Genomic DNA, 12,984 nt, shown 5'->3' on the forward strand with positions numbered 1-12,984 from the left:
TGCCTCGCAATTAAACCCCTAAAAATAGGGATAAATCAGTATTTAACAGCATGAAATGGACATGGATATTTTTATAGCGCTAGTGTATAATCAAGGTATAGGACTTAGCTGTTGATAATGCCAAAGAAAGTAGGAGCAACAAAAAAGATATCAACTCAAGTTGTCCCAGTAGTGGGGATGACTGGATCGGTTGAAATTGAGTTGCTGTCTACTATGAAAAAGCTGGGGGTAGTTAGGTCTGAGTCTTACAACAAGCTAGGTAGCATTAGCTATTGGGGACTTGACTGGAAGAAAGCTTACCCAGAAGTTAGAAGTTTTAGACCTCCCGAATCATTGGGACTACCCTCTAAATTGATGGAATGGACGGTTAGCGATGTAGCCAAGGCCATTACAGCGAGCCAGGCGGCCTGTATAGAGGTAGTAATAAAGAAGGTCTATCGTAAATTTCCTGGAGATAAGAATAAAAAAACCAGAAAAGAGCTTTGTCAACAACTAAAAACCTTGACTTTCCTAGAAAGTTCATTGCTGCACAGACTCGTAAGAAAAGAGTTCCAAAAAGGACATTCTTGGGTTAGGAACCAGATAGTTTATCAACAAGGAGGTTATAGCTGCCAGCAACTCTCTCGTAATACCTATCAACTGGAATTGGCGGGATTAAGGAGAGGGAAGAGGAACAGGATAGTGGTCAGATCTAATCGAAAAATCAAAGGACAGATTAGGTTGATCTACAACAAACTTCAGCAAAGATTTGAAATTCACTTCTTAGTAAACCATGGCACTTCAGAAATACCTGCCGACCGTCAGAGTATTGGAGTAGACAAGGGATACACTGAAGCATTCTATGACTCAGAAGGTCAGGGACACGGGAAAGGACTAGGTAAAGTAGCTACAAGAAAATCAGATAGAATATGTAAAAAAAATCGAAACAGAGGAAAGCTGTGGGCTATTCACCGGAAACTAGAAAAGATAGACTCAGCCAAGTCTGCTAGAATACTAAGAAACAATCTGAGCAGAAAGACCGAGAATAAACGATACAGGAGAAACCAATCAGAACTAAAGGCAATAATAGGAGCTGCCTCAAAGTCTCTTTTTGATGAAAAATCCTTAAAAGTATTTGCAGAAGATTTAACACAACCGTTTAAGAATAAGCGTCAGTCTAAGGCTATGTCCCGCAAACTCAATAGTTGGATGATTGGAGTTATGCGGGACTCCTTGCATAAATGGGCGAATTGGACTGGCTCGGTTGTCACGGAAGTTCAGCCTAGTTACACGTCGCAAGTTGACTCCAGGAATGGAACCCTATTAGGGAAAAGGACTGGGGATAACTTTACCGGATTTGATGGGGTCGTGTTACAGGCTGACCACAATGCCGCCAAGAACATCCTTGCTAGGGGTGCGGACAAGGAAATTTCTCGGTTCTCTTCTAGGGCTGAGGTTCAGGCAGTGTTGTTGCGTCGTACCGCGCGTTTCTTGAAAGGTATGGGACTGAGCTTGCTAGATGCAGTTGAGCTTGGCTGGCTTGACTCCAAACATAGCAAAACTCAGGCTTTCAAGCAACTCCTGACCGGGATGCCAGGAACGTCCAAATAGACGAGTGGGAGGTTCAACTCCAATTACTGTACGACCACTCCTCACTTGGACAACAATAAATTGCACCTTGACCGGATTATCTGGGTTTATCCCAACTTATACCGGTTTAAGAGTATCCCTCAGCTCCCTTGGTATATTGGTATATAGGATATTTAGACGGCTTCTAGATTTTTTTCCCCAGTACGAATTCTGACCACCTGATCGACGGGGCTAATGAAAATTTTACCGTCGCCAATTTCACCGGTGCGAGCTGCAGCGATCACTTTGTCTACGACCATATCGACTTGTTCATCTTCTACGACGATTTCTACTTTGAGTTTTTGTAGGAATTCCACAGTGTACTCTGAACCGCGATAACGTTCAGTCTGACCTTTCTGGCGTCCAAAGCCTCGGACCTCAGACACTGTCATTCCTACAATGCCAGCGTTGACTAGGGCGATTTTGACTTCGTCCAGCTTAAATGGCCGGATGATGGCTTCTACTTTTTTCAAGCTCCTAACTCCTCAGTTGTTCTGCTATTCATTTGTTATATGATAAGCATGACACTTTATCTGACTGTGGATGTGGAAATTTTTGTAAATGCTGATAGGGTAACTCTCAAGTGTTGATCTCGATTGATCAACCGCGAAGACGACTCGCTTTTCTATACTTATCGATATATTAGCTGCACAGGTATTTGGTGACTGCCCACCAACTCATGCTCCCCTGCTTTTATGCCGCACGCATCCTTCCCGTCTTTGCAGTTCATTCCCTTAACTATACCTTGAGCCTGTGGCAAAATTGAGGTAAGCCCATCTATTCACCATTCCCAGCATGACCGCAACCACACCCACCCTGGCAACCAAATACGAACCCAAAACCACCGAAGCCAAGTGGCAAAAATACTGGGAAGAAAACCAAGTCTTCAAAGCTGACCCAAATCACCAGGGTGAACCCTACTGCGTTGTTATCCCCCCACCTAACGTTACTGGGAAGTTGCACATGGGTCATGCCTTCGAGAGTGCCCTGATTGACACCCTCGTGCGTTACCACCGGATGACAGGACGCAATACCCTGTGGCTACCGGGAACTGACCACGCTAGTATTGCTGTACAAACCATTCTCGATAGACAGCTAGAAGCTGAAGGCAAAACCCGCTATGACTTGGGACGGGAAAAGTTTCTTGAACGGGCTTGGGTGTGGAAGGAAGAATCAGGTGGCACCATCGTTAACCAGCTGAGGCGTTTGGGAGTCTCGGTGGATTGGTCGCGGGAACGCTTCACGATGGATGAAGGCTTATCGAAAGCGGTAATTGAAGCCTTTGTCCAACTTTATGATCAGGGACTGATTTATCGGGGCGAATATATGGTCAACTGGTGTCCAGCCTCGGAGTCGGCTGTATCAGATTTGGAAGTGGAAAATAAGGAAGTTGATGGGCATTTGTGGCATTTTCGATATCCCCTGACTGATAGCAATGGTTTTGTGGAAGTAGCTACCACTAGACCAGAAACTATGTTGGGGGATACGGCGGTTGCAGTTAATCCTGATGATGAACGCTACCAGGATTTAATTGGTAAAACTGTAACCTTGCCAATTATGGGACGAGAAATTCCGATTATTGCTGATGAGTTGGTTGATCCAGGGTTTGGCACCGGTTGTGTCAAGGTAACTCCTGCCCATGACCCTAATGACTTTCAAATGGGTCAGCGTCATAGTCTGCCATTCATTAACATCATGAATAAGAATGGCACCTTAAATGAAAAGGCTGGCCCTTTCCAAGGACAAGACCGGTTTGAAGCCCGGAAAAATGTGGTGAAGCAGCTCGAAGCAGAAGAGCTGTTGCTTAAGGTAGAGGACTACAAACATACGGTACCCTATAGCGATCGCGGAAAGGTTCCTGTTGAACCCCTAATCTCAACGCAATGGTTTGTCAAAATTCGCCCCCTAGCTGACAGAGCCCTAGAGTCTCTTGACCAGCACCATTCACCAGTATTTATCCCGGAACGTTGGACAAAGGTCTACCGAGATTGGCTGGTGAAATTAAAAGACTGGTGCATCTCCCGCCAACTCTGGTGGGGACACCAAATTCCGGCTTGGTATGTGGTTAGTGAAACCAATGGGACAATCACTAGCGAGACTCCGTTTATTGTGGCTCACCATGAAGCAGAGGCTAAGAAGAAAGCATTAGCAAAATTTGGAGAAAATGTCAAGCTAGAGCAAGACTCAGATGTGTTGGATACCTGGTTTTCTTCAGGATTGTGGCCCTTCTCTACTATGGGGTGGCCTGATCAGACCAAGGATTTGAAGACTTACTATCCGACTACCACCCTGGTAACAGGTTTTGACATCATTTTCTTCTGGGTTGCCCGCATGACCATGATGGCAAGACATTTTACGGGTCAGATGCCGTTTAAAAGTGTTTACATCCACGGCCTAGTGAGGGATGAGAACAATAAGAAAATGTCTAAGTCGGCTAACAATGGTATTGACCCCTTAATCCTGATTGACAAGTATGGTACGGATGCCGTGCGCTATACTTTGGTTCGGGAAGTGGCAGGTGCAGGTCAAGATATCCGATTAGAGTATAACCGCAAGACCGATGAGTCAGCTTCTGTAGAAGCATCTCGCAATTTTGCCAATAAACTGTGGAATGCAGCACGGTTTGTAATGTTAAACCTTGATGGTAAAACTCCCGAAGAGTTGGGTCAACCAACAGTAGAGGCATTGGAATTATGCGATCGCTGGATTCTTTCGCGTTTTCATCAAGTGGTGCGTCAAACTAGGGATCATCTAGATGCTTATGGCTTGGGAGAAGCGGCTAAAGGACTTTATGAATTCATCTGGGGTGATTTTTGTGATTGGTACATTGAACTGGTCAAATCCAGGCTCCGTCAGGATGCTAAGTCTCCGTCGCGGGTTGTGGCACAGCAAACTCTAGCTTACGTTTTAGAGGGTATCCTAAAGCTACTCCATCCCTTCATGCCCCATATCACTGAAGAAATCTGGCACACCTTGACCCAGAAATCTGGGGAAGTGTTGGCACTACAACCTTATCCTATAGAGTACCTAGATGGTCAAACTGGGGAACAGGAACTACAGACCACGGAGACCGAACTACTAAACGATAATAAATCAACGGATAATCAAGGTGCGCTTTCCGATGAGCCTGATTCCCAATCACCCAGGTCAGGAACAGCGTTGTCTATGGGAAAGGAAATCTCTAACCAAAGTTTAGCTGTATTGTCTAAACTGCCAGAACTTTCTAAGACGTTGTTCGAGAACTACAAACAACCGATGATCGCAGCGGGGTTGGTTGTGGGAGGAATTATTGCTCTAAATATCCTCACAGCCTTCGTGGGTGCGATCAATCGCATTTCCTTAGTCTCAACTAGTTTAGAACTGATTGGTCTAGGATATGCCATTTGGTTTGTTTCCCGTTATGTGCTCAAGGCTGAGAATCGTCAAGAGTTATCGGAAGAAATTCAATCCATCAAAACAGAAATTTTTGGCAAGGAAGAAACTCAGCAATCCTCGGAATTGAAGAAAATCGAGTCCAAAATGGGTATTATTGATGGCAATATCAAACAGGGAGAAGATATTAAAGATATAGAAGATATCAAAGATATAGAACAGAGGGAGGTTAAAACAGACCGTAACATTTCGTCAATAGGCAATACCCAATCTTCTATATCCCCAAGTTCTCTAATTGACTCAGAACTAGAGCAAAGGTTTGAGCTGCTGATCGGTACAATCCGTACTATCCGCAACCTCCGAGCTGAGGCAGAGATTAAACCAGGGGTGACCGCACCTGTTATTTTGCAAAGCAGCAACAGTGAGGAACGTCAAATTTTGGAGGCGGGTATTGCCTATATCAAAGACTTAGGTAAGGTCAATCAATTAAGCATCACTCCAGCCTTGGACCAAGAGCTCAAGAATACCATGGCGGGTGTAGTCGGCACTGTCCAGGTGCTAATTCCCCTAACTGGTGTGGTGGATGTGGATGCTCTACGGGCTAAGTTAGAAAAGAATTTAGGTAAAGTGGAGGCGGAAGTCAAATCCTTGTCTGGGCGTCTGAGTAATAAGAACTTTGTGAGTAAAGCTCCAGAAGCAGTGGTTAAGGGTGCTCAAGAGGCATTAGCTGAGGCTAAAAAGCAAGAGTCTATTTTACGCGATCGCTTAAATAGACTTTAAACAGATTTCTATCAAACCGGTAATGCTACACCTAGCTCAAGTTCAAGACAATGATGATTTTGGCGGGCTGCAATTGCAACTACTTGCCCGCCAAAACTCTGATCAATTCTGGGAATTCATTGAGCCAAGACCTGTCACGTTTACTAATTCCCAAGCTTTCAAAGAAGGTTGCTTAGTCTTAATAGATCTGGCTGAAACTCAACAGGTGATCACGATTCAATCTGCCACCGATTGGGTATTAGATTTAGTCAAGAAGTATTTAACAGCTGAGGTTAAGTCTACCTTTTTAGACGAAGAAATGAAACGGGCTGAACAATGGCGGCAAGAGCTTACCTTGAAAAGCCAAGGGTTAGATATCCGCGATTTAGAAGTAGAAGCACGTCGCGAAAAAATTGAAGCTTTAGCAGAAAACTTGAAATTGGAGAAGAAACAGCTGGAGCAAAAGGTAGCTCAATTGGAGGCTAAAATAGATCAAGCTGGTAATTAGTAAAGGTAATAGGGAACGGGGAACAGGGAACGTAAGCTATCAGCTATCAGCTATCAGCTATCAGCTATCAGCTTATGCACCATGGGAAAATTTCCAAACCTTCAATTCTTTTCTTTCAATAAGTAATGGGTAGGATAACCCGTTATCCCCGTAAGGGATAACAGGGGAGGAGGATACTACCAATGAATCTGACTTAAAATATACCGCAAGCGGTCATAATCATCCTTAAGTAAGACACTCAAGGTTCGTCCGGCCTTGACTAACCAGTCACGGTCAGTCTGACGAAGACGATAAACTTCTCTAATTACAGCTGCTGTCAGGGGGTCTACTGGGGCACCATTAACTTCCAAAAGTGTTCGCAAAAAATCCAACTGTTCACTAAAGTGAATAACCTCTGATGGTTCACACTGGTAGACAGGTTGATGAATTTGCGGTGGACGGGGTGGAAGATACTGATAGACTCGACCGTGATGGTTGCTAAAACCATTAACACCCTCTTCCGAAGACATAAACCCAACGATGGCAGCACGAAACTCAGTTTTGAGCATTGCGAAAATCTGAGGCTGCTGCTCACGTAATTCTGCCAGTGACAATCCTAAAGCTGTTGCTCGATGAACCGAGTCAATCGGGCTAGTAGTAGCATAATAAACTACAGCAAAAATTTGATTACCTGACTCATCATCTACAGATTTTACCCAGCTGCCAAAAGCAGGCATGACCGGAAAGCTTAGATCTTCTGGCTCTAAACATTGAGCTAGAAATTCTGTAGTTGCTGTTTCAATCACCTCAGCAAGGTGATGTTCTGAGCGATTGCTGGGGGTAAACTGGGGTAAGGGAAGGCGCATGGTTTAGTTATTAGTCATTAGTCATTAGTTATTGATGTATGCCCCTTGATTGATTTATGCGATTGATGTATGCCCCAGTTTAATGCCCCAGTTTGAAGAGGGTGTTGAAACAGTAGTCTGGTAGAGTTTTTTAGAGGCTGATTAGGGGCTTACTGGAGACGACAAGTGATCTATCTAACCCTTTTTACCAATTTTTGGTTTCACCTCTTCGATTTCCGACAGCTGAAACGTCACTAATTTATCCCAGTTACCTCCTTCAAACAGCACAGCTGCTTTACCATCACTAACGCGCTGTACTAGCCCCTCAAAGCGATAATAGGTATCGTCAACATTGATTACGCGAACTATAGAACCTGGAAAAATCATGAGTGCCTAAAAACTTAGATTGCCTTACCTAAATGTCGGGATTCATCTCCCGCTAACCGGCGGGATAACGGGAGATGAATCCCGACCAACAAAAAATAATGCAGTAATTATTTTTATCTAACTTTCTTTATGATAACATAGTTAACATGATAGTTAGAGAATGTAAACTACTCAATGGGTCATTGGCTCAATACCGCGCTTTAGATGATGCCATTAGAACTGCTAAGTTTGTGAGAAACAAGGCGATTAGACTATGGCGCGATCAGGTGGGTGTTAACAAAGCGCGTCTGTCATTGTTGTGCAAAGAACTAGCTGAAGAGTTTCCTTTTGCTAAGAAACTCAACTCAATGGCACGTCAGGCATCCGCTGAACGCGCTTGGCAATCTATCTCTAGCTTCTATCGCCGTTGTAAACAGGGTGCTAAAAAGAAAGGCTATCCAAAGTTTCAAAAACACTGTCGCAACGGCTTTGCCGACGCTGCGCGAACGGTTGAATATAAAACTAGCGGATGGAAACTTTCAGCCGACTGTCTAACGATTAATTTCACCGATGGGTTTGCTGCTGGCAAGTTTTCTCTATTTTGTAATCAGGAAACGAGAGCAGATTTATTCAGACTCAAAATCAATCGAGTCAGAGTTGTTAAACGAGCGGATGGCTATTATGCACAATTCTGTTTTGAGGCTAATCGCTTTGAACAGGGAAACTATACAGGGAAAGTGATTGGTATCGATTTAGGTCTCAAGTATTTCTACAAATACCAGAACGATAGTGCCGTAATCTATCCCAAGTATTTAAGACGCGCTGAGAAACGGATAAAGAAACTGCAACGACGATTATCTAGGAAGTTTGTCAAGGGGAAAAAACCTCAATCAAATAACTACCATAAAGCCAGAATTAGACTGGGTAAAGCACATTTGAAGGTTCAACGCCAACGTAAAGACTGGGCTATTAAGTTGGCCCGGTACGTAGTGTCATCTAACGATGTCGTGGTGTATGAAGACCTCAAAATCAGCAACATGGTCAAGAACCATCATTTAGCAAAGTCTATTTCAGATGCCAGTTGGTATCAATTCACCGAATGTCTGGATTATTATGGGCAAGTTTGGGATAAGACAGTTGTGGCAGTAGCGCCTAATTATACATCCCAAGATTGCTCTAATTGTGGTCATCGGGTAAAAAAAACACTCAGCACTAGAACTCATAAATGCCCTCACTGTCAGACAGAAATATGTCGAGATACTAATGCGGCACTAAACATCTTGAAAAAAGGAATGAGCATTTTAGGTGTTGAATGGAACAGTACCCAAGGGCATTGGGGAACTGCCGGGAAACCGGGAACGCTTGGGGAGACATCTGCCTCTGTTGATGATGGGAAACTTGATTGAATAAGCGGTGTCATTGAACCTTGAATCACAATTAGTGAGAATCCCCCATTATAATATCCGATTTAACGGGGGAGTATGTCAATAGGATAGGAGCTAATGGACTTATTAGTCATCCAGTATTTTACAACCCATAACTTATTGAAACTTCAATCGCTGTCGATAATTGGCCACTGCTTGAGCCAACCCTAGGCCAAGAAAGTTGGTTAGTAGGGCTGAACGACCGTAACTGAGTAAAGGTAGAGGAATTCCTGTGATGGGAGCTAAGCCAATAGTCATCCCAATGTTGATCACCGTTTGAAACACAATCATTGAGAGCACGCCAATTGTTACCAGAGAGCCAAAGTTGTCTTTCGCATTCTGAGCAATCAGCACCAAGCGTAGGCACAACCACCACAAGGCTAATAAAATACACAAGCAACCTACAAAGCCTAGTTCTTCTCCAATGGCTGAAAAAATAAAGTCAGTATGCTGTTCGGGGATAAAGTGGAGTTGAGTTTGAGTTCCCTGGTTCAGTCCCCTTCCCCAAAGTTGACCAGCACCGATACCAATCCTAGACTGAATGAGGTGATACCCTCCGCCGAGGGGGTCGAGATCGGGGTTCAAAAAGAGCGTTAATCGGTCTTTTTGATAGTCCTTCAACAGATTCCAGAAGACTTTTCCTAACGGTCCGACAACTAGGTTAACCACCAGGGTACCCAAGGCTCCCAACCAGCGCCAAGGGAGACTCAGGAAGGCAATCAGTGTGATCACAGCAGCCCAGGTATACCATGCAGGTAAAGATATACTGAACACAATGGCTGACACCAGAGGGGAAATCAACAGGACCAACCAGCCGGGATTGGCATTTGCCCAGTAAAGCATACTCAAGGTAATTGCCCCAAACACCAAGGATGTTCCGAGATCAGGCTGCCCAAACACTAATGCCCAAGGTACAATAGTTACTGCTAAAGCTGCTATTACTGCTGGAATGGTAGTAGCGGGTCGTTTGTGCAAGATGGCAGCTAGAGTAATAATCAAGCCGATCTTGGCAAATTCTGAGGGTTGAACATTAAACCCTCCAATGGTAACCCAACGCTGAGCCCCCTTAGCACTGGCACCGATCATCATTACAGCAATTAAGGACAGATTGGTGATGGCGTAAATTACCCAATGCCATTGGATCAGGGAATGATAGCGCGATCGCGCGATGAATAGAGCGATGAACAATCCAATACTACCAATGAGCAAGTGGGAGACCCAATAGTTTCCACCATTGTCGATGGCTGCAGAGCGAATCATCACTGCCCCAAAGATGGTTAGCCCCACAGTCAGGAATAATAGTTGCCAGTCTAAGTCCTGCCAGGGGGCCCACAACAGCCGCCAACGAATACTATTTCTAATTCTAAATTTATTAATTTGTACCATCAGTTATGAGGTATGAGCGATTAGGTATGAGCTAAGCTATCAGCTTTCAGCTATCAGCTTTCAGCTATCAGCTTTCAGCTATCAGCTTTCAGCTATCAGCTATCAACTATCAGCTTATGTGCTACGCACACGCTACTTGAGGTGCTTTTGAATAAAATAAGCTGACGGCTGAGAGCTGACGGCTGACGGCACCTCAAGTAGCGTGGGCATAGGGCACGCTACACCGAACAGCTTTTGAATAAAACAAGTAAGCATTCGTTTAATCTAAGTTAGGGAAAGCTGACCGCTGACCGCTGACCGCTGACGGTATGAGCTATTAGGCATTAGGGATTACAAAATTGTTAATGGTGATTTTCCATGTTCTATTTTTGAGTTATTATTGCCTGCAAGTCTTTGTTAATTAGAAAGGGCAGCAATGGAAACTTTGGCTGCAATCTGAGATGCGATCGCTACCAGTGCTTTAGCGGAGGCTGACTCTGGATTGCCAACAGCGATGGGCAATCCTTGATCCCCTCCCTGCCGTAGGGAAATTTCTAGGGGAATACAACCGAGCAAGGGAATCCCTAGTTCTTTTGATGTTTTTTCACCTCCTCCAGAGCCAAACAGGTCATACTGACGATCGGGTAAGTCTGGTGGGATAAAGTAACTCATATTTTCTATGATTCCCAACACGGGGACTCCCATTTGCTCAAACATTTTCAAGCCTCGGCGGGAGTCTAAAAGAGCGACATTTTGGGGTGTTGTCACAATTACTGCTCCTGCCATCGGTACTGCTTGGGCTAAGGTTAGCTGAGCATCCCCAGTGCCTGGTGGCATATCCACAATCAGATAGTCCAATTCACCCCACTCTACTTGATAGAGGAACTGGCGAATAATTCCATTTAACATCGGTCCGCGCCAAATCACTGGCTGGTCTGGATCAATTAGAAATCCCATGGACACTAGCTTGATACCGTGGTTGAAGGCTGGCTCGATCACATCCCCCTGTTTTCCTTTCTGAACCATGACTTTGGCATCAGCTAATCCCAGCATGGCTGGAGCATTGGGACCATAGATATCAGCGTCTAGGAGACCGACTTTAGCCCCCAACTGAGCCAAAGCAACTGCCACATTTACCGCAACAGTACTCTTACCGACGCCCCCCTTACCACTGGAAATGGCTAAAATATTTTTCACGCCCTCAATACCAGTGCGGTCAGGTAAGGATTTTTGCTGAGGTGTTTCAGCGGTAACATCGACTACTACATCTTCTACTCCCGATAGCTGTTTCACTGCCTTCTGGCAATCCTCTACAATAAATTCCCGCAAGGGACAAGCTGGGGTGGTCAACACTAGGGTAAAACTCACTATACCGTTGTCAACCTTGACATTGCGGATCATATTTAACTCCACCAAACTCTTCTGGAGTTCGGGGTCTTGTACCGGTCGTAATACGTCTAAAACTGAATTTGTATCAAGCATCACAGATAGGCGGGCATAGCGTGTGTTATATAAGGCCACGAGGAATGGGGCTACGGTTAGATTGTAGAGCTTTTACGAGGCGAAGTGATTGCCAATCAGACTAAGAAAACAGACAATTGCTAAGCATTCAGCTGTCAGCTATCAGCCGTGAGTCTTGGGCTATGGCTGATAACTGAATGCTTAAGATAGCTGAATGCTTAAGACAATCGAGGCGATCGTTAGCAACTGTCTTGAACTGTATCGGATTGTTTTTGTATTTGACTCACAGTCTAACCCTTGTCTTCTTGTTTTGAACTGTATAGGATTGTTTTTGTATTTGACTCACAGCCTAACCCTTGTCTTCTTGTTTTGATGCAGTCGTTGATGGGGGAAACACCTTCCTTTTGGCCGTGGTGCATCGCTTTTAGGCTTGTTGTGATGCCCACCTACTTACTGACTCTATTTGTTATTTTGAACAACCCTGTGAAACCTATGAAGAATGTCTTCAAGTCCGTCGCGTCACATCTCATCTGATTATCTTAGATTAATGTATTCAGCGCTATGGGGATATTGTCCGCGCTCAAGGTGACCATGCTTGTGAAGCAATTGGGTTAAAAATTAATCGGGTTGCTGGTTTAACTAAAGCCAAGCGCATCCGAGATTTTTGTGTGGAAACTGGGATTCGGATGAATATTGAAGAAACTGGGGGTAGTGTGATTGCAGATACGGCAGCGGTGCATCTTGCCCAGGCAACTCCACGAATGTTTTTGCGTGCGACTTGGTTATGTAATGATATGCTAACTATTGACACAGCTACAGGTGGTGCCCGCAATCAAGGGGGTAAAACCTTTGCGCCAGAAGCTCCAGGGCTGGGTGTAGAGCCAATACTTGATGTTTTGGGTGAAGCGATCGCGGTGTATAAATAAATAGATTAAAGAATGGTTTATACCCACATTAGGCACAGTTTTATCTTGGGGATTTTGGGCTTTCTTACCTAAATTTTCTGATCAGTACATTAGCGCTAAAAGTGCCATTGTCTACCAGGGATTAGGGGGAACAATCCTTGCCTTACTTATCCTGATAAACCTTGGTAATAGCTTGAAAAACCATCCAAAAGGCGCTATTTTAGCCATTATTGCAGGTATGCTGAACTTTTTGGGGGTGCTATTTTATCCCTCTTTTGTCACTCTCCGAGAAGTAAAATAAGAGAATAAACAGATTGGGTAGCTCAAAGGTAGATAGGGCAATGGATGTAGAGTTACAGATTCTCAAACATAGTGCCAGAGATGCACAACCA

Annotated in this window: 11 protein-coding genes; 5 read left to right on the forward strand and 6 right to left on the reverse strand. The window is 44.4% G+C overall.

Translation table 11 applies throughout. The features are described from left to right. The first annotated feature begins 117 nt into the window (after nt 1–117). A complete protein-coding gene (locus F6K37_RS06840) occupies nt 118–1,590 on the forward strand; it encodes a zinc ribbon domain-containing protein (protein WP_287249093.1) in 1,473 nt (490 codons plus the stop codon). Nucleotides 1,591–1,742: 152 nt separating this feature from the next. On the opposite strand, the gene F6K37_RS06845 is transcribed toward F6K37_RS06840, so the two are convergent. Next, a complete protein-coding gene (locus tag F6K37_RS06845; RefSeq protein ID WP_008186144.1) occupies nt 1,743–2,081 on the reverse strand; it encodes a P-II family nitrogen regulator in 339 nt (112 codons plus the stop codon). 322 nt (nt 2,082–2,403) lie between these two features. Between F6K37_RS06845 and F6K37_RS06850 the strand changes: the two genes are divergently transcribed. Next, nucleotides 2,404–5,760, forward strand: a complete 3,357-nt coding sequence (locus F6K37_RS06850; RefSeq protein WP_287249096.1) for a valine--tRNA ligase — start codon at nt 2,404–2,406, stop codon at nt 5,758–5,760. Between the two features lie 22 nt (nt 5,761–5,782). Further along, entirely contained in the window at nt 5,783–6,247 is a 465-nt protein-coding gene (locus F6K37_RS06855) for an HmpF-related protein (RefSeq protein WP_287249098.1), read from the forward strand. A gap of 176 nt (nt 6,248–6,423) precedes the next feature. Here F6K37_RS06855 and F6K37_RS06860 read toward each other — a convergent pair whose 3' ends face one another. Together F6K37_RS06860 and F6K37_RS06865 are read right to left on the reverse strand one after the other, a co-directional pair. Further along, nucleotides 6,424–7,092, reverse strand: a complete 669-nt coding sequence (locus F6K37_RS06860) for an HAS-barrel domain-containing protein (protein ID WP_287249100.1) — start codon at nt 7,090–7,092, stop codon at nt 6,424–6,426. A gap of 174 nt (nt 7,093–7,266) precedes the next feature. After that, a complete protein-coding gene (locus tag F6K37_RS06865) occupies nt 7,267–7,458 on the reverse strand; it encodes an NAD(P)H dehydrogenase subunit NdhS (RefSeq protein ID WP_044493740.1) in 192 nt (63 codons plus the stop codon). Nucleotides 7,459–7,604: 146 nt separating this feature from the next. Here F6K37_RS06865 and F6K37_RS06870 point away from each other — a divergent pair, with 146 nt between their 5' ends. After that, nucleotides 7,605–8,843, forward strand: a complete 1,239-nt coding sequence (locus F6K37_RS06870) for an RNA-guided endonuclease InsQ/TnpB family protein (protein ID WP_287249103.1) — start codon at nt 7,605–7,607, stop codon at nt 8,841–8,843. 135 nt (nt 8,844–8,978) lie between these two features. Here F6K37_RS06870 and rodA read toward each other — a convergent pair whose 3' ends face one another. The 3 genes from rodA to F6K37_RS06885 form a co-directional block, all read right to left on the reverse strand. Further along, nucleotides 8,979–10,247, reverse strand: coding sequence for a rod shape-determining protein RodA (rodA, locus tag F6K37_RS06875; protein WP_287249105.1), 1,269 nt, complete (start codon nt 10,245–10,247; stop codon nt 8,979–8,981). Between the two features lie 132 nt (nt 10,248–10,379). Beyond that, a complete protein-coding gene (locus tag F6K37_RS06880) occupies nt 10,380–10,502 on the reverse strand; it encodes a hypothetical protein (protein WP_287249107.1) in 123 nt (40 codons plus the stop codon). Nucleotides 10,503–10,643: 141 nt separating this feature from the next. Further along, complete coding sequence (locus F6K37_RS06885; RefSeq protein ID WP_502708028.1) at nt 10,644–11,711, reverse strand: Mrp/NBP35 family ATP-binding protein; 1,068 nt, start codon at nt 11,709–11,711, stop codon at nt 10,644–10,646. 545 nt (nt 11,712–12,256) lie between these two features. On the opposite strand from F6K37_RS06885, the gene F6K37_RS06890 reads away from it, so the two are divergent. Further along, the gene (locus F6K37_RS06890; protein ID WP_267872056.1) at nt 12,257–12,613 is read left to right on the forward strand and encodes an enolase C-terminal domain-like protein; all 357 of its coding nucleotides are present in this window, start codon (nt 12,257–12,259) and stop codon (nt 12,611–12,613) included. Nucleotides 12,614–12,984: the final 371 nt, after the last annotated feature.

It is taken from the genome of Moorena sp. SIO4E2, from assembly GCF_010671945.1.
Classification (GTDB): Bacteria; Cyanobacteriota; Cyanobacteriia; order Cyanobacteriales; family Coleofasciculaceae; genus Moorena; species Moorena producens.

Excerpts from the sequence above, each read along its gene's own strand:
- F6K37_RS06840 (WP_287249093.1), top strand. The coding sequence starts at position 118 with ATGCCAAAGAAAGTAGGAGCAACAAAAAAGATATCAACTCAAGTTGTC.
- F6K37_RS06850 (WP_287249096.1), top strand. The coding sequence starts at position 2,404 with ATGACCGCAACCACACCCACCCTGGCAACCAAATACGAACCCAAAACC.
- F6K37_RS06855 (WP_287249098.1), top strand. The coding sequence starts at position 5,783 with ATGCTACACCTAGCTCAAGTTCAAGACAATGATGATTTTGGCGGGCTG.
- F6K37_RS06860 (WP_287249100.1), bottom strand. The coding sequence starts at position 7,092 with ATGCGCCTTCCCTTACCCCAGTTTACCCCCAGCAATCGCTCAGAACAT.
- F6K37_RS06865 (WP_044493740.1), bottom strand. The coding sequence starts at position 7,458 with ATGATTTTTCCAGGTTCTATAGTTCGCGTAATCAATGTTGACGATACC.
- F6K37_RS06870 (WP_287249103.1), top strand. The coding sequence starts at position 7,605 with ATGATAGTTAGAGAATGTAAACTACTCAATGGGTCATTGGCTCAATAC.
- rodA (WP_287249105.1), bottom strand. The coding sequence starts at position 10,247 with ATGGTACAAATTAATAAATTTAGAATTAGAAATAGTATTCGTTGGCGG.
- F6K37_RS06880 (WP_287249107.1), bottom strand. The coding sequence starts at position 10,502 with ATGCTTACTTGTTTTATTCAAAAGCTGTTCGGTGTAGCGTGCCCTATG.